The 16,516-nt window shown below is 36.3% G+C and carries 17 protein-coding genes and 1 riboswitch; of the genes, 9 read left to right on the forward strand and 8 right to left on the reverse strand.

The genetic code is table 11. From position 1 onward, the window contains the following. Nucleotides 1-17: 17 nt before the first annotated feature. From kdpB to KW850_RS34275, 3 genes are read right to left on the reverse strand one after another with little or no spacing between them, the layout of a single operon-like run. Nucleotides 18-2,057: a potassium-transporting ATPase subunit KdpB gene (kdpB, locus tag KW850_RS14850; RefSeq protein ID WP_218348358.1), complete on the reverse strand. Its 2,040-nt coding sequence runs from the start codon at nucleotides 2,055-2,057 to the stop codon at nucleotides 18-20. Between the two features lie 31 nt (nucleotides 2,058-2,088). Then, complete coding sequence (gene kdpA, locus KW850_RS14855; protein WP_218348439.1) at nucleotides 2,089-3,762, reverse strand: potassium-transporting ATPase subunit KdpA; 1,674 nt, start codon at nucleotides 3,760-3,762, stop codon at nucleotides 2,089-2,091. Between the two features lie 47 nt (nucleotides 3,763-3,809). Then, the gene (locus tag KW850_RS34275; RefSeq protein WP_166260713.1) at nucleotides 3,810-3,887 is read right to left on the reverse strand and encodes a potassium-transporting ATPase subunit F; all 78 of its coding nucleotides are present in this window, start codon (nucleotides 3,885-3,887) and stop codon (nucleotides 3,810-3,812) included. Between the two features lie 360 nt (nucleotides 3,888-4,247). Then, a riboswitch (cyclic di-AMP (ydaO/yuaA leader) is annotated at nucleotides 4,248-4,390 on the reverse strand. 235 nt (nucleotides 4,391-4,625) lie between these two features. On the opposite strand from KW850_RS34275, the gene KW850_RS14865 reads away from it, so the two are divergent. Beyond that, entirely contained in the window at nucleotides 4,626-4,994 is a 369-nt protein-coding gene (locus tag KW850_RS14865; RefSeq protein ID WP_218348359.1) for a Na-translocating system protein MpsC family protein, read from the forward strand. Nucleotides 4,995-5,097: 103 nt separating this feature from the next. Here KW850_RS14865 and KW850_RS14870 read toward each other — a convergent pair whose 3' ends face one another. Next, nucleotides 5,098-5,472 carry a DnaJ family domain-containing protein gene (locus KW850_RS14870; RefSeq protein ID WP_218348360.1) on the reverse strand — a complete coding sequence of 125 codons (375 nt, stop codon included), beginning with the start codon at nucleotides 5,470-5,472 and terminating at the stop codon, nucleotides 5,098-5,100. A 299-nt stretch (nucleotides 5,473-5,771) separates the two neighbouring features. On the opposite strand from KW850_RS14870, the gene KW850_RS14875 reads away from it, so the two are divergent. The 3 genes from KW850_RS14875 to KW850_RS14885 all read left to right on the forward strand — a co-directional run bounded on the left by KW850_RS14875 (nucleotide 5,772) and on the right by KW850_RS14885 (nucleotide 8,320). Beyond that, nucleotides 5,772-6,404, forward strand: coding sequence for a metal-dependent hydrolase (locus KW850_RS14875; protein ID WP_218348361.1), 633 nt, complete (start codon nucleotides 5,772-5,774; stop codon nucleotides 6,402-6,404). Nucleotides 6,405-6,571: 167 nt separating this feature from the next. After that, nucleotides 6,572-7,459 carry a permease gene (locus KW850_RS14880; protein ID WP_218348362.1) on the forward strand — a complete coding sequence of 296 codons (888 nt, stop codon included), beginning with the start codon at nucleotides 6,572-6,574 and terminating at the stop codon, nucleotides 7,457-7,459. Between the two features lie 12 nt (nucleotides 7,460-7,471). Next, nucleotides 7,472-8,320 carry a TIGR03943 family putative permease subunit gene (locus tag KW850_RS14885; protein WP_218348363.1) on the forward strand — a complete coding sequence of 283 codons (849 nt, stop codon included), beginning with the start codon at nucleotides 7,472-7,474 and terminating at the stop codon, nucleotides 8,318-8,320. An 88-nt stretch (nucleotides 8,321-8,408) separates the two neighbouring features. Here the strand turns inward: KW850_RS14885 and KW850_RS14890 are convergent, their stop codons facing one another. Next, nucleotides 8,409-9,347: a metal ABC transporter substrate-binding protein gene (locus KW850_RS14890; protein WP_218348364.1), complete on the reverse strand. Its 939-nt coding sequence runs from the start codon at nucleotides 9,345-9,347 to the stop codon at nucleotides 8,409-8,411. Nucleotides 9,348-9,573: 226 nt separating this feature from the next. Between KW850_RS14890 and KW850_RS14895 the strand changes: the two genes are divergently transcribed. Next, entirely contained in the window at nucleotides 9,574-10,581 is a 1,008-nt protein-coding gene (locus tag KW850_RS14895) for a permease (protein WP_218348365.1), read from the forward strand. A gap of 10 nt (nucleotides 10,582-10,591) precedes the next feature. Then, nucleotides 10,592-11,488, forward strand: a complete 897-nt coding sequence (locus KW850_RS14900) for a TIGR03943 family putative permease subunit (RefSeq protein ID WP_256358265.1) — start codon at nucleotides 10,592-10,594, stop codon at nucleotides 11,486-11,488. A gap of 64 nt (nucleotides 11,489-11,552) precedes the next feature. On the opposite strand, the gene KW850_RS14905 is transcribed toward KW850_RS14900, so the two are convergent. Both KW850_RS14905 and KW850_RS14910 read right to left on the reverse strand, forming a co-directional pair. Then, on the reverse strand, nucleotides 11,553-11,891 hold the full coding sequence (locus tag KW850_RS14905) for a YmaF family protein (RefSeq protein WP_218348367.1): 339 nt from the start codon (nucleotides 11,889-11,891) through the stop codon (nucleotides 11,553-11,555). A gap of 13 nt (nucleotides 11,892-11,904) precedes the next feature. Beyond that, entirely contained in the window at nucleotides 11,905-12,081 is a 177-nt protein-coding gene (locus KW850_RS14910) for a hypothetical protein (protein WP_218348444.1), read from the reverse strand. 257 nt (nucleotides 12,082-12,338) lie between these two features. On the opposite strand from KW850_RS14910, the gene KW850_RS14915 reads away from it, so the two are divergent. From KW850_RS14915 to KW850_RS14925, 3 genes are all read left to right on the forward strand, one after another. Then, complete coding sequence (locus KW850_RS14915; protein ID WP_218348440.1) at nucleotides 12,339-13,208, forward strand: cation diffusion facilitator family transporter; 870 nt, start codon at nucleotides 12,339-12,341, stop codon at nucleotides 13,206-13,208. A gap of 435 nt (nucleotides 13,209-13,643) precedes the next feature. Beyond that, nucleotides 13,644-14,996, forward strand: coding sequence for an arsenic transporter (locus KW850_RS14920; protein WP_218348368.1), 1,353 nt, complete (start codon nucleotides 13,644-13,646; stop codon nucleotides 14,994-14,996). 24 nt (nucleotides 14,997-15,020) lie between these two features. Next, a complete protein-coding gene (locus KW850_RS14925; protein WP_218348369.1) occupies nucleotides 15,021-15,344 on the forward strand; it encodes a hypothetical protein in 324 nt (107 codons plus the stop codon). Nucleotides 15,345-15,460: 116 nt separating this feature from the next. On the opposite strand, the gene KW850_RS14930 is transcribed toward KW850_RS14925, so the two are convergent. Beyond that, complete coding sequence (locus KW850_RS14930; protein WP_218348370.1) at nucleotides 15,461-16,465, reverse strand: DUF3231 family protein; 1,005 nt, start codon at nucleotides 16,463-16,465, stop codon at nucleotides 15,461-15,463. Between the last annotated feature and the right edge of the window lie 51 nt (nucleotides 16,466-16,516).

The following is a 16,516-nucleotide window of genomic DNA, read 5'->3' on the forward strand; positions in this document are numbered from 1 at the left end:
CCTCCATTTCGCAGCTATTAAACTAGATGTAAAGCCGCTACAATCATGTCTATTATTTTTATACCAATGAATGGAACCACCACTCCACCGAAGCCATAGATGAGGAGGTTACGACTAAGAAGTTTATTCGCATCCATCGCCTTATATTTTGCTCCTTTCATCGCAATCGGGATGAGAAGAGGAATGATGATGGCGTTAAAAATTAAGGCAGAAAGAATTGCCGATTTTGGTGATGCCAATCCCATCACATTCAGAGATTGTAATTGCGGTATTACTGTAATAAAGAGTGCCGGAATAATCGCAAAGTATTTCGCGATATCATTGGAAATCGAGAAAGTCGTTAATGCACCTCTTGTTATTAATAATTGCTTTCCAATGGCGATAACAGATAAAAGTTTGGTTGGATCAGAATCTAAATCAATCATGTTGGCTGCTTCTTTTGCTGCCATTGTACCGGAATTCATCGCTAATCCAACATCTGCCTGCGCGAGCGCAGGAGCATCATTAGTACCGTCACCAGTCATTGCTACAAGTTTACCCTCTGCTTGTTCTCCCTTGATGGCTGCGATCTTGTCTTCTGGCTTCGCTTCTGCAATAAATTCGTCTACTCCAGCTTCTTTCGCAATGGTAGCTGCTGTCAATGGATTATCACCAGTACACATAATTGTTTTGATCCCCATTTCACGAAGTTCAGCAAATCGTTCCTTCAGTCCCGGCTTCACTGTATCTTTCAAATAGATGACTCCAAATACATTATTATTAATAGCGACTGCTAGAGGAGTCCCTCCTGCCTTTGCTATTTTTGTAGCTATCTCATCCAAGTCGGCAGGAATCTTACCTCCTTTTGAAATAACATATTTTTTTATAGCGTCTACTGCACCTTTTCTTATTTCTGTTCCATCTATTAATGTTAGACCTGACATACGCGTTTCTGCTGTAAATTCAATAATCTCTGTACCATCATATTCTGTATGATCCCACTTAACTCCCAGCTTATGGGCTAACTCCACAACAGACCGTCCTTCTGGAGTTTCATCTTTTACCGATGCCTTTAAAGCGGATAATGTTACTTCCTGTTCTGACACATTAGATATCGGTAAAAACTCACTTGCCATTCTGTTCCCAAATGTAATGGTACCCGTTTTATCAAGGATCATGGTATCAATGTCACCAGCTGCTTCTACAGCTTTTCCTGACATCGCCAAAACATTAAATTGGGTTACTCGGTTCATCCCAGCAATCCCAATCGCTGAAAGCAATCCTCCAATTGTGGTTGGGATTAAACATACGAGAAGTGCAATTAAAGTAGCCACGTCAAGGTTTATATTTAAATAATCAGCAATAGGTACTAACGTCATAATGACAATTAAGAAAATGAGTGTTAATACAGCTAATAGCGTTGTTAAGGCAATTTCATTCGGTGTTTTTTGACGAGACGCGCCTTCGACCAATGAAATCATCCGATCAAGGAACGATTCACCTGGATCTGATAAGATTTTAACGATGATATAATCCGATACAACTCTTGTTCCTCCTGTAACAGATGAGAAATCTCCGCCCGCTTCTTTAATGACTGGTGCAGATTCCCCTGTAATCGCTGACTCATCAATTGATGCCAGCCCTTCAATAATTTCCCCATCCGAAGGAATAATTTCACCTGTATATACTCGAACAATATCTCCTTTTCTTAATGAAGTAGAGGGAAGCTCTTTGTATGAACCATCTTTTTGTCTAACCTTTGCCATCGTTTCCGATTTTGTTTTACGTAATGTATCAGCTTGTGCCTTACCTCTACCCTCGGCAAGCGCTTCAGCAAAGTTTGCAAAAAGGACAGTAAACAGGAGGATAAGGAAAACAGCAATGTTATAACCACGTCCTACTGTATTAACCCCGAAAATGTCTGGTTGAATTGATAAAATCAATGTGATCAATGTCCCGACTTCTACAACAAACATAACAGGATTCTTAATCATAACCAGCGGATTTAACTTTTTAAACGAATCTATTATTGCTTGAAAGATAATATCTTTTGATAGTGCTTTATTTTGAATTGCCATAAGACATCCTCCTTATTTATTCCATTAAGTACTAGTGAAACATCCCCAGATGTTCAGCAATTGGACCTAAAGCAAGAGTTGGGAAGAACGTTAATGCACCAATTACTGCAATAATTACAACTAAGATCCCAGTGAATAGTGGTGTATCTGTACGAAAAGTTCCAGATGTTGCTGCTACCACTTTCTTTGTTGCAAAAGATCCGGCTATCGCTAACATGGCTATGATCGAAATATATCGTCCCAACAACATGACTATTCCAAGAGCGATGTTATAGAAGTTGGTATTAGCTGTAAGACCACCGAAGGCTGAACCATTATTCGCTGCCGCCGATGTAACAGCATACAAGATCTCTGATAAACCATGATTACCAGGATTTAAAATAGACGAAACTGCGCCCGGTGTGAACATGGCAATAGCTGTCGGAACAAGAATAATAACCGGATGAATGAGTAAGGCAATTGAAGCCAACTTCACTTCTTTTGATTCAATTTTTTTTCCTAAAAATTCTGGTGTTCGACCTACCATCAAGCCACAAATAAATACTGTTAATATCACATATAACAATCCGTTTAATAAACCGACACCTTTACCGCCAAATACGTTATTTAGCATCATTTCGGCTAAAGGAACAAGACCACCTATTGGAGTTAAAGAATCATGCATGTTATTAACAGACCCAGTAGTAGCTGCTGTAGTTACTGCGGTAAATAAAGCTGATTCAGAGATACCGAACCGAACCTCTTTACCCTCCATATTACCGTGAATACCTAGTGAATTTAGTGCAGGCGTACCGTTATACTCAGCAATAAACACTACTGACAGAAACACCAAAAGCATTATCCCCATTGCAGCAAATACAGACCAGCCTTGACGTTTGTTTTTAATCATTATCCCAAAGGCATAGACCAATGCTGTTGGCAAAAGCAGCATACTGAGAATATGAATTAGGTTAGTTAATGGTGTTGGATTTTCAAATGGATGTGCTGCATTGGTTCCAAAATATCCTCCACCATTTGTTCCAAGATGCTTAATTGATTCTAACGATGCAACAGGTCCTCGTGTGATCGTTTGTTTAACTCCTTCTAGTGTTGTAGCATCCGCTGCACCATGAAACGTTTGCGGTATTCCTTGAAATACCAAGAATAATGCAACAATAAATGATAATGGTAATAAAATTCGTGTTATCGATCGAACCAAATCAACATAAAAGTTTCCAAGATTATTCTGCCGAGCAATTAAACCGCGTATGAAGGCAATCGCTACCGCAAATCCAGTAGCTGCTGATGTAAACAACGGGAATGTAATACCAATCATCTGAGATAAGTATGAAAGTGAATTTTCACCGCTATAAGCCTGCCAGTTTGTATTGGTAATAAATGAAATTGCTGTATTGAATGCTAATGCAGGGGGCATATTATCTATTCCATCTGGATTCCATGGCAGATATTTTTGCAACCTAAAAATGGCATATATTAGAATCAACATAACAAAGTTACTAATTAATACGGCAAACAGATACTTCTTCCAACCCATCGACTCTTTTTCCAGAACTCCAATAAAACGGTAGATAAATCGTTCTACTGGTCCATATACACGATCCAATCCTGTAGTTCCATAATCGAAAACTTTCACTATGTAGGCACCAACTGGCTTTATTAATATGCCAGCAATAAGTAAGGTAACTACTACCTGAATTATCCCCATGATCATTTCTATGTTCCTCCCATTTGTTATTCATTGTTAAAATCCCACTAAAACTTTTCAGGTTTAATTAAGACGTATGACAGATAAATAATCATAACTACTCCAATAATTCCTGGTACGAGCATACACAATATCCTCCTTTTGCTAGTTTACTAATTAGAGTAAATCCCCAAAAAAGGCAAAGGCTAAAAAAAATAGACCAATGCATACTCGTTCTCCAGTTGAATCAAGTGCAACAATATCCAAAATAGAACTACCTCAAAGAGATAATCTATAAAGGAATTTTGTTGAACTAATTGATATCAACATATTGGAGAAAAAGTAACATTGGTCTACTTAACGCCCAGTTAGCATTACTGCTCTCTTTGCATTCTGTCTTCCATATTCCTTTTTCTTAAAATAGGCATAATAAAAAGACCTACTTATTCCTCAAGCTGCCCTTTTGCTAATAAACAAAAAAGCCCCCCTGAATTAGGCGGTCTTTAGACCTCCCTCGCTTTAGCCGACGAAGTTAGCTGACGGGTAGGATGGCGAAAGAGTTTCTCATCCCTTCTGGTTCCCCAGAATTAACCCCAAAATATTGGTTCCTCCGTTCCTGAGTTCCCTCAGGATTAAGCCGGTTTATTAATTTGTAGATTACGATGTTATTGTATGCCTCTGAAACTATTCATGTAAATTTCTATATTAGACTAAATATAGCCATTTTCTTCGATATTGTTAAGAAAATATTAGAATTCCTTTATTTTTCTCACCATTACTCATTATTTTATTATCAATTTTTCTTATTGACAGCACTTTAATACCGAAAGTAATATTATGTTCATAATGTTAAAGAAAACGTTTAATCATCCGGGGGTTTAAAAATGCCTATATCAAAAAAGAAGCTAGAAGCTGAGATTAGCTCAGCATTTATAAAATTTCAAAGGGAATTGCTTGGGCGTGGTCCACAAGAGGCCAAAACATACATAGTTCAAGATATGGTTATCACTCGCTTCAAAGGAGTATTGACCACAGAAGAAAAGCATCTTGTAAACCATGATACAGGAAGAAGACTGGTAAAAAAAATGAGACAAGTCCTCCGCGAAATGTACAGCAATGAGTTTGAGAAGATAGTAGAAAACCTTACTAATTGTAAAGTTCTATCCAGTCACAGTGATATTAGCACAAAGATGGGAGAGAGAATTGAAGTGTTTATTGTTGATAAAGATTTAGAGAAAATATTAGGTGAATGATTTAAATTTATCCTACACAAATGGGGGATAAGTTTTTAGAAGTGAATTTGATTTGTTATTTGATATTGAAGTTATTTTTGCTATCTACCCTTCTCTCATCTTTTTATTTCATTTTTCCATATATTTTTTCTGCATAACTACCAAATCGGACATTGGTATTTTTTCTTCTTTGTTCCATTACTTTTTCAAATTGCAGCTGTTTGCGCGTTAATTTTTCTTGCAACCTTTCGATCTCTTTGTCATCGGTTGCAACAGAAATTAGATCATTTAAAGTGATCATTTCTTTTCGTAAATCGACTTCATCTGAAATGAACCCTGCATTCTTAAGCATTCGGTAACCCATTTTCATGTCAGCGCTCATCCCTGGCAGATCATCTTTCAAATCCAATGGTTTTCCCATTCCAGGTAAATTATCAAACTCCCCATTTTTTATCGCTTCTTTAATTTTATCTTCTACTATTCTTGAAAATAAGTCCATGACAATCCTCCTTTTTGTTTCTATTTTAACCTATTTTGATGTTATACGGTATGACCAAACAAAGTCAGAACAAATAGTTCACAATTCATTTTTGTCTGATTTAAATTGAACAAGAAGTTTGTTCCTTTTATTAAAATGCTCTACATATGTGTTGGATACCGGAATAGAAATATCATAGTTTTTATTTGATTAAAAACATTCTCAACTTCCCTCTAAACAGAACAAATGTTTTGTAGTATATTAAATACGTTATGGTGTTTTTTAAAGGACCATAAATAAATTATAGAGGTGAAATATAAGTGAACGGAACGGCACATGCAGCAATAGGAGCAGCAACAGGTTTTATAGTTGCGAACACTTTCCATACCTCCCCATCAACGACACTCTTTCTAGTTGGATTAGGTGGGATTTCGGGCTTGGTCCCCGATCTCGACATAGAAGGGAAACTTCGCGGCAAAATCACCTTATCCCATAAGTTGATTCGGATAGCTGCACAATTGATAGGAATACTGATGGTCTTCTATAGTATTTATGAGGGAGGATCTAATGAGAAATGGATTGGAATAGGAATAGGAATTGGAACGGGGATGATGATTACATCATTATTAATCAAGCAAAAGCACATGTTAACAATCACAGGAATCGGTGTAGTAGCAGGCGGATTCTCCTTAGCAGAAATTTGGTTAATACTACTTGGGATTTATATTTTAATCGCATCTCTCGTTTCACATCGAAGTTATACCCATTCCATTTTGGGTGTTATTTTCTTCGGAATTATTGCTTCTAAATTAGAAATCTCTCTAGGAATTGATGGCGTTTTTTACACCTGCCTTGCTGGATACATAAGTCATTTAATTGGAGATATTAAAATCTTACCGTTCAATAAACGTGGGATTAAACTTTTTCTACCTGTTTCATCGAAAGAAATTTAAAAAGCAGCAATCACTTATTAACACGACTACCAGTATTTATAAATGTAGTAATAAATGATGTCTTTTTTTATCCAAAAAAATTTAATTTATTCCAGATTTTTCGTTGGACGAACTAATAGGATGAGAGTATAGTAGTTTCCATGAGTCTTGAATATAGGAGGACTACTATGTTTGGTATATCCTTACCGCAATCTTTTTTACAGATGAATACCATTTTCATTTCGATTTTAATTGAAGCTCTGCCATTCGTGACATTAGGTGTACTTATTTCAGGGATCATTCAAATATTTGTAACTGAAGAAATGATTGCAAAAATCATGCCTAAAAATAAAGTACTAGCCGTAATCTTTGCAAGTTTCTTAGGTATCTTATTTCCTTCATGTGAGTGTGGGATTGTACCTATTGTTAGCAGGCTTGTTTCAAAAGGAGTGCCGATATCTGCGGGTATTGCGTTTATGCTGACAGCTCCGATCATCAATCCAGTGGTCTTATTTGCAACGTTTATAGCATTCGGCAGTGACTGGAAAATGCCATTATACCGAGCAATTGGAGCAATCATTGTAGCTATTTTCGTTGGAATTTTGATTGCTTATAGATATAAAGGGAGCCCTTTTAAAGAACATTTCCATCTTCACCATTCTGATGGAAAATCTACCCCGTTTTTTAAAAAAATCTGGCAGACCTTGGAACATGCTGTGGAAGAATTTTTCTCAATGGGTAAATATTTAATTATCGGTTCATTAATTGCAGCAGCCGTTCAAACATATATTAAGACATCGACTCTTGTTTCGATTGGTCAAGGACAAGCATCATCATCCATCGTGATGATGGCTCTCTCTTTTATTCTTTCTCTTTGCTCCGAAGCAGATGCATTTATTGCTTCATCTTTTAGAACGACATTTTCAACCGGTTCATTATTAGCGTTTCTTGTATTTGGGCCAATGGTGGATATTAAAAATTTAATGATGATGCTTGCAACATTTAAAAAGCGGCTAGTTTTTATGATAGTTTCTGCCGTTTTTGCTGTTGTATTTGTGTACTCTTTGTTGTTTTAAGGAGTTGGAACTATGATAAGAAGCTTAATATTAATTGGTTTTACTTATTTAATCTTTCAAATGCATCTGACAGGAGATATTAATAAATATATCAACATGAAATATTCTTATCTTTCTGCCACCGCTGGTTATGCGTTACTTGTATTAACGATTGTCCAAATCTTTATGCTTAGCAAAGGCGAGTCAAAAGAAGCTGGCTGTGACCATGATCATTGTGGACATAATCATGCCAAAGAGGATAAATGGTATAAAAAGGTGTTAATTTATCCAATTTTCGCTTTTCCAATCATTTCAGGATTATTTTTTCCAATTGCAACCCTTGATTCAAATATTGTAAAAGCAAAAGGTTTTCATTTTCCTATTTACGATGAAGGAAAAGGTGACTCCTTTATGCAGCAGCAATTTTTACGGCCAGATACGAGTGTGTATTATGGGAAAGATGATTATGATGTATTAATGAAGAAGGAAAAGAAAAAGTACGTAAACAAAGAAACGATCATTTTAAATGATAAGAATTATTTAAAAGGGATGGAAACAATCTACAACTTCCCAGGTGATTTTCTTGGAAAAGAAATCGAGTTTAAAGGGTTTGTTTTCAATGATTCTGAAACAATCAATAAAAACCAACTCTTTGTCTTCCGATTTGGTGTGATTCATTGCATCGCTGATTCAGGTGTTTTCGGAATGCTTGTTGAAATGCCGGATGGCACGAAATTGAAAAACGATGAATGGGTCACCGTAAAAGGAAAAATATCAACAATCTATTACCAGCCTTTTAAAACAAATATACCTTATTTAAAAGTAGAAAATTGGTCAACTACTGCTGCTCCTAAAGAAGAGTATGTTTTTAGAGGATATTAAAAAGCCACCGATTTATCGGTGGCTTTTTTTGAACAAACCAGAATTCAACACTTGAATTCTGGTTTGTTCTTTCATGATTGAACCTCGGTTAATCTTGAAAAGAAAGTTTTAAAGCCTCAAGATTTTTTTTCATTACATCTAAAAAGTCTAGACCTTTTTCCTGCTCTTCTTTAGTCAATCCTTCTAATGGATTTAAAACCTCAGTTTTAGCACCTATTTCATTAGCTAACGTCTGCGCCACTTTAGATGAAGTAAGTCCCTCAAAATAAATTACCTTTACCTGTTTCTTCTTCGTTACTTCTGTTAATTCTTTCAATTTACCTAGGGTTGGTTCAACATCGGGGGATAATCCTGCTATCGGAATTTGAGTTAACCCGTATTGTTTTGCTAAATATCCAAACGCAGCATGTTGTGTCACAAATTCTTTTTTCTTCGCCTTATCAATTGTCGCCTTGTATAAGTGATCTAAATCAGCAAGTTGGGATTTAAAATTCTCTGCATTTTTTTCATACTGATCTTTATTGTTTGGATCTAGCTTTTCTATAGACTTAGCAATTGTGTCGACCTCCTGCTGAGCTAGCACGGGTGAAAGCCAGACATGTGGGTCTTTTGAAGATGCATGATCAGCATGGTGTTCCTCTTCTGATTCTAATGCATCCATCAAATTAATCCCCTTTGAAGCTTCCACAACCGTTAAATTTGCATCATTTATACTCTTTAATACTTTTTCGGTCCAGCTCTCAAAGTATCGACTATTGTAGATAAACATATCTGCATCTTGAATTTTTGCCATATCTTTTGCCGTTGGCTCCCAATCATGTGGTTCTGCACCATTCGGTATTAATAACTCAACATTTGCAGAACTGCCAGCCACTTTTTGGGTAAAATAATACATTGGATAAAACGTAGTGACAATTTGTAATTTCTTTGTTCCTTCTTTAACTTTTTCACCCTTTGTCTGCTCAGCATTTGAACAACCACTTAATATCAAAAGAAAAATAATTATCGGGCATAATAGTCTTTTCATGATCTACATTCCTCTCCTTAATTGTCTCTAATTAGGAATTATTACGATTTAAAACGAATAAGTATTCCATATAATATTAGTTTATTAGGTTCAATAAATCGTAATCGTTACGAATTGTATAATATAACTATTTATTATTTATGTCAATATCAAATTTAATGAAATTAAATCACTAGACCTGCATATCAATATGATAGAGATGATAGAGTTGAGGAGGAATTTTGTTATGACCTATTTAATTAAGCTGCTAAAAGATCTCTTATGTCTACTATTATTTGGCTTTTTCATGGTTCTCTTTCTTTTTGCAGAGGAAATTAAAGACGTCTCTTTTTTTAATAGAGTTCCTAGTACTTTTTTTAATATCAATACGATTTTCCTGAGTATTATTTTAGAAGCTATTCCTTTTATTTTGTTAGGAGTATTTGTATCAGCCATTATACAAGCATTTGTATCTGAAAATGCAATTCGAAAGATGTTGCCTCGTAATGCCTATCTAGCAGCCATACCGGCTGCATTGTTAGGGATCATCTTTCCCATATGCGAATGTGCTATCATTCCGGTGGTTCGCCGGTTAATAAAGAAAGGCATGCCCTCGCATGTAGGTGTTGTATTTATGCTAAGTGCTCCTATCTTAAACCCTGTCGTCTATGCGTCCACCTTTTTTGCTTTTAAGAGTACACCCTATATTGCCAATGCCAGGATGGTTGTTGGATTTATTAGTTCCATTATCATTGGTCTCATCATTTACAGACGATTTAAAGGGGAAAATATTCTTAAAACAGGTAATGATGGTCAGCACGTTCACCACCATCATCAACACCATAAAGGAAATAAACTCTTAGAAACCTTATATCATGCTAGTGATGAATTATTTGATACAGGAAAATATTTATTCATTGGAGCTTTCCTCGCAAGTATATTTCAGGCTTTTTTAGACCGCAATATTCTCTTATCCATTGGGACAAGCACTAGCTTTGCTCCAGTGGTTATGATGGGGTTCGCCTATGTCCTTTCTGTTTGTTCTTCTGCAGATGCCTTTGTAGCTTCTTCATTCGGTTCTACCTTTACGGAAGGATCAATCCTTGCATTTCTAGTCTTTGGACCCATGATTGATATAAAAAACACCTTAATGTTATTTGGTTATTTTAAGAAACGGTTTGTCCTATTCTTACTTATGGTAACTCCTGTCGTCGTGTATTTGTCAGTCTATATCTTTCAATTATTTTTTATATAGGAGATGCATGATGAAGAAATCAGATGAAATGAATACCTTCCACCACCTTATCAGAGGAATCATCTTAATTGGCTTTATGTTGCTTTTGTTTAAATTACTGCTAACCAATAATATTACTCTTCTGATCGCACCGAAAATGATTCGCTTTATATACTTTACTTTATTTGTATTATTTACTTTAGGTGTCCTATTAATCATAAGAGGAACATCCGTTCAGAAACAACCTTATCATTGTGATTGTGATGGTCACCATTCCTATCCAACTTCAATTGGGAAAAGTTTATTTCTATATTTATTATTTATTATTCCGATAACCACGGGCTTTCTTTTCGCAAATAATATTTTGGATAGCTCGGTGGCGATAAACAGAACCATTAAACTTGGAGCGAGTTCCCAAGACACAAAACCAAGCAAGGCTGTTAAAGAGCCCAATAAAACAAATGAAACAGCTAAAAGCAATGATATTCTCACTAATCAACCTGAGCCTTTATCTGAAACGGAATACACTAAGTTAAAAAAAGACATGTTACAGACAAAAAATATAAATATTAAGGAGAAGACCTATGTTCCAATGATGACAATTATTCAAGATAATCTACAAACTATGATTGGAAAAACGATCACGATAAAAGGGTTTGTATATAGGGAAAAGAATTTCATGCAAAATCAAATCATAGTAGCACGATTTGGAATTTCTTGTTGTGTTGCTGATGCCTCCGTCTATGGAATTATGGCAAAAGGGAATGTAGCAGCCATACCAAAAGATAAATGGGTGCAAGTAACAGGTACAATTGAGCAAACTCAATATGATGGCGGTACCATCCCTTCTATCAAAATAAAGCAGATTTCAAAAATTGCAACACCGAAGCAGCCTTATGTTTTTGATGCCGGTATACAGATTGAGTGATGATACAAAAAAATAAGAGACTAGTAGTTAGTCTCTTATTTTCTATAATCATTCCCCATGTTCTCTATTTATTACCAGGTGCTGGTTGGTCGACACCTTTTACTCGGTGCCGATGTCCGTCGTTTTCAGTTGTATAAAAATCATAATAATGGACATGCATACCATTCCCCACTGGAATAGCTGGACCCGAATAGGCCTGATAATGATGGGTATGCCCATTCTCAAAAACAACATATCCCTCTGTATAATGAATATGATTTTGATCCTGTGTCTGGATCGGAGGCGAAGTAACATCTAAGCACTGATGAACATGCCCGCCCTCTACAGAAGTATAATCAACAGAACCATGATTATGGTTTGGCACAAAACCTTGAATAAAATCTTCTTTGCCTACCTTAGCCACTACCCCACCTCATTTACTTTTTTGATATATAAATACCTTTTAACCAAAATCTGTTTTCTGTAAGTGTGCGATCTACAAATAACGGTTCAGTTAGCGATTCAGGTCTTGCTGCAAACGTTTCAGGAGCGACTAACATCTGATTGAACTGGTCGAAATTTACATGACCAGGGAGTTGAGGCTGTTTTTGCACTTGAAACCTCCTATAATTTGCCTTATTAATCATGATATTAGTTGATTAACTAGAATATGTTTTGGACAAGAAATCAATTTTTTAATGAATTGAGGTCGGATAAAAACCAAATATTACATCTCTGTTCCTACATTTGTTTCCTTAAGAAAACTTTTTTTCACTTCTTTTACATAGTTAGAAGGATGACAAAAGGTTTCTCTAGACCCACTTGATATTTTTGTTCCATAATAACTATAGAGATAAAGTGGGTGAAAATTTTGGAGGAACAAGCTTATTTGGATTTAAAAAGAGGAGAACGAGGAGCAATAATCAGTATTATTGCTTATATTTGCTTGTCAGCATTAAAATTAATAGTTGGTTATATGGCGAATTCTGAAGCCTTAAAGGCAGATGGATTAAACAATGCAACAGATATAATTGCCTCAATAGCCGTACTGGTTGGTCTGAAATTATCCCAGCGGCCCGCTGATGATGATCATCCTTATGGGCACTGGAAAGCTGAGACAGTGGCCTCAATGGTGGCTTCTTTTATCATGTTGGCTGTTGGACTCCAAGTGACGTTCGAAGCGATTACCAGTATTTTTAATAAAAAAAATGAATCTCCTGATTTAGTCTCAGCATGGACTGGCCTATTTTGTGCGTTAGTTATGTATGGTATTTATCGCTATAATAAAAAATTAGCAAATGATACAAAAAGCCAATCTGTTATGGCGGCCGCAAAGGATAATCTGTCAGATGCATGGGTCAGCATCGGGACTTTTATTGGTATTATTGGTGCACAGTTCGGCCTACCTTGGTTAGATCCTTTAACTGCTATAATTGTGGGTTTGCTGATCTGTAAAACAGGGTGGGAGATTTTTAGGGATGCTTCTCATTATTTGACTGATGGATTCGATGAAAAACAAATAGAGTTATATAAAGAAACAATCCATAATTGTTTCGGAGTTAAGGCTGTAAAGGATATTAAAGCGAGGAATTATGGAAACAATGTGGTTGTAGACATTGTCATTCTAGTCAATTCCAGTTTAGATGTTCGGGGCGCTCATGATATCGCCACAGGAGTTGAGAATATTTTAATAAAAGAACATAATGTGTATGATGTCCATGTCCATGTAGAACCAAATTAAAATAACATTCTAGGATAAAACATGACACGATAATCTTCACTCAAAAAAAGAGACTTTCAGATGAAAGTCTCTTTTTTACGGCCAGCTCCAAGTTTATTTAATATTATTATCTAATTCTTTCAAGGCATCTGAAAGTTGATCGTTTAATGTATCTAATGCTTCTTTATCCAGTTCAGTGCTTCCGAACCCGCAATGGTTGAGTCTAGCTTTATCTCTAACCTAAAAACATGGATGTACATGATAGTCTTTGGCGGAATTCTGGAAAAACAGGTACAAACCTAGAGCCTGTCTTAGTTGTGAGACATATACATACAGTACAAAAACACAACAGAGATAGATGGAAGGGGGAGACAAGTGCGGATGCAAAAAGAGGAGGAAACGTCGTCTCATGATTCTTCATGAATTACAAGCTTCTGAAAGGAGAAACATTATTCAATGGTTTGGTTAACAATAGTATCTTTTTTGCTTACCCTAGGATTTATTCTTTGGAGACCCAGGGGGATTAATGAAGCGATCCCAGCTACGATTGGTGCCGTTTTTGTTTTACTAAGCGGAAGTGTTACATTTTCAGACTTGGGTATAATTGCAGAAACAATCAGCGGTGCAGCGATTACCATTATCGCAACGATTGTCATGGCTATCGTCTTAGAAAGTTTTGGGTTCTTTAACTGGGTAGCTGAAAAGCTCGCCGAAAAAGCTAAAGGATCAGGCATCCGATTATTTTGGTATGTCAATCTTTTATGTTTTCTCATGACCCTCTTTTTCAATAACGACGGTAGTATATTAATCACCACTCCGATATTAGTCATGTTATTAAATAATATGGGCTTAAAAAACTATCAAAAAATCCCCTATTTGCTGTCTGGTGCTTTAATTGCTACTGCGTCAAGTGCTCCGATTGGAGTAAGTAACATTGTCAATCTTATTGCATTAAAAATCGTCCATATGAGTTTGTATTTGCATACGGCGATGATGTTTGTTCCGGCTACGCTTGGTTTAATACTGCTGACATGGCTCTTGTTTCTTCGCTTCAAAAAAGTACTTCCGAAAAATGTTCCTACTAAGGTATCGGGTTTGTCGCTCCCTTCCTATCACCCGCTCAAGCCAAGTCCTATAAACCATTCTTCCGAGAAAGAACGGACAAGGTTTATGCGAAATGTCCTCCTATTCGTATTTGCCGTCCGTGTCAGTCTATTTGTTGCTTCGTTTTTGTCCATTCCTGTCTCACTTATGGCAGTTATTGGCTCACTTGTCCTATTAGGATGGAGATGGGCATATTTAAAGATACCCCCAACCGATATGCTGAAAAAAACACCATGGTATATCATCGTTTTCGCTTTTAGTATGTATGTGATTATTTACGGTCTTAACAACATCGGCCTAACTGAATGGCTGATTCAATTTATGCGCCCGATGGTTTCCGGAAGCCTGCTCAATGCAAGTGTGTTGATGGGTGTATTGTTATCCGTACTCTCAAATATTTTTAATAATCACCCTGCTTTAATGGTTGGAACACTCACGTTAACAAATATGAATCTAGATTTGCTTTCATTGAAAATCTCGTATCTCGCTAATGTCATTGGCAGTGACATGGGTTCATTACTACTTCCAATGGGAACATTGGCAACGTTAATGTGGATGCATATTGTAAAGAAAGGGAAAGTCATAATCAGTTGGTGGCAATATATCAAAATCACCATAGTGGTTATCCCGCCAGCTACCCTGTTTACCTTAGTTATTCTATATTATTGGGTTTCCTGGCTTTTTGGTGGAACACTTCAAGGATAACGCTAATGATAAAGGAGAAATAAAATGAATATTGATCTAATTGATTTAAGAGATAAATATATTGAAGTTGAAATTTCAGGGGGAAATTTTCACAAGGGGATTCTGGTTGATTTTGGATTGGATATCGTTGTGATATTTGATTGCAGGAATAACACGTTCCTTTACATCCCATTTGTGCATATTCAGCAGTTGAGAGAAGTAATCAAAGAGGAAGAAACGTTTTACACCCCTCCATTAGAAAAACCAAATACTTCCGATTCAATTTCCTATCGAAAAAAGAAAACTAAACAAAAAAGAATAATCCACCCTGTTGGCCGACGAGGTTGGATTACTCAGTTTTTACTATAGTGTTTTTTGACCGCGTCATTGGGACACGGTCTTCTTTTTTTTGAGTCTTACTACATATTATTAACATATGGATTTTGGCTTACTTTTGTTCTATCTAAAAAGAATATCATTACTTTTTATACATTTCTATTCCGTAATGCTTCTCTGTCCACATTCTGAGGTGGTTGTTCCAGCCACCTGTTTTCAATCATCAGCTTAGCACCATCATTTCCATATTGGAGAATTTCAGATACTAATCTGGTGTAATGTCCATCAAGATCCTTTCTAAGGGTAGCACTTATGGCAGCCCCATAACCAGCAACACTAATAGCAGTTAGACTGCTAACTTGAAACATCATTAACTTATCTGAAAAAGGTGGATCAATTGATTGTGAAATAGTTGAATCCCATGAACTTGGAAGCGGCACGCCATCTTTTATTAAAATATCTCTAAAAACCGTTTCATGCTTCGCAGCTATTTCCGTTCCTCTCTCCATATACTTTCTAACTTCCGGTGAATTAGCTGTTTGGGAAAATCCAGCAACAAATGTTCTGCCAATCGAATTAGTTTCTGTATTCTTTGAAATATGAGCCAGTTCAATCACAGTTAATGGCCGATGTCTGCCCATTAAACCGGAAAAAAACGATTCATCCTGAAGGTATTCGGCTTTTACCATTGGAGGAATAGTCGGAGACCGAATAAATGCCCCCTTCTTTAAAAGTAAGTCGCAGGAATTATTATATAATTGCATAAACCGTTGAGAAGTTTTTGAAAATAACTGTCTGACATCTTGCCTAGCCAAAACTTCGAGTAAGGCTGCCGCTGCAGCCGTTCCTGCTGCTGCCATGTATTTAATATATCTAAGACTAAACAGATCTGAATAAATTCGACCTGCTTTTAAATTCACATCTTCTTGTGTGAAACCGATTGGAATGGCATGGTTTTCTTTTTCAAAGATTTGTTTGACTTCGTTTACAACAAATTGACAATCATGTAAAGCAGTTTGGATAATATCCATTTGATCCGGGTCTTCATTAACTTTTGAAAAATGTTGAACAATGCAATAGGCCATCGTATTTTGCATATAGGCACCCCACAATGCAGCAACCTCTGAAGAGACAAGTTTTGGGCTATGTTCCATATTTACACAGGACTCCTTCATTTTTTTCATAGTATTTACAAGCTGAAAAAA

The organism is Bacillus sp. sid0103 (genome assembly GCF_019219025.1).

Excerpts from the sequence above, each read along its gene's own strand:
- kdpB (WP_218348358.1), bottom strand. The coding sequence starts at position 2,057 with ATGGCAATTCAAAATAAAGCACTATCAAAAGATATTATCTTTCAAGCA.
- kdpA (WP_218348439.1), bottom strand. The coding sequence starts at position 3,762 with ATGGGGATAATTCAGGTAGTAGTTACCTTACTTATTGCTGGCATATTA.
- KW850_RS34275 (WP_166260713.1), bottom strand. The coding sequence starts at position 3,887 with ATGCTCGTACCAGGAATTATTGGAGTAGTTATGATTATTTATCTGTCA.
- KW850_RS14865 (WP_218348359.1), top strand. The coding sequence starts at position 4,626 with ATGCCTATATCAAAAAAGAAGCTAGAAGCTGAGATTAGCTCAGCATTT.
- KW850_RS14870 (WP_218348360.1), bottom strand. The coding sequence starts at position 5,472 with ATGGACTTATTTTCAAGAATAGTAGAAGATAAAATTAAAGAAGCGATA.
- KW850_RS14880 (WP_218348362.1), top strand. The coding sequence starts at position 6,572 with ATGTTTGGTATATCCTTACCGCAATCTTTTTTACAGATGAATACCATT.
- KW850_RS14885 (WP_218348363.1), top strand. The coding sequence starts at position 7,472 with ATGATAAGAAGCTTAATATTAATTGGTTTTACTTATTTAATCTTTCAA.
- KW850_RS14890 (WP_218348364.1), bottom strand. The coding sequence starts at position 9,347 with ATGAAAAGACTATTATGCCCGATAATTATTTTTCTTTTGATATTAAGT.
- KW850_RS14895 (WP_218348365.1), top strand. The coding sequence starts at position 9,574 with ATGACCTATTTAATTAAGCTGCTAAAAGATCTCTTATGTCTACTATTA.
- KW850_RS14900 (WP_256358265.1), top strand. The coding sequence starts at position 10,592 with ATGAAGAAATCAGATGAAATGAATACCTTCCACCACCTTATCAGAGGA.
- KW850_RS14920 (WP_218348368.1), top strand. The coding sequence starts at position 13,644 with ATGGTTTGGTTAACAATAGTATCTTTTTTGCTTACCCTAGGATTTATT.
- KW850_RS14925 (WP_218348369.1), top strand. The coding sequence starts at position 15,021 with ATGAATATTGATCTAATTGATTTAAGAGATAAATATATTGAAGTTGAA.
- KW850_RS14930 (WP_218348370.1), bottom strand. The coding sequence starts at position 16,465 with ATGGAACATAGCCCAAAACTTGTCTCTTCAGAGGTTGCTGCATTGTGG.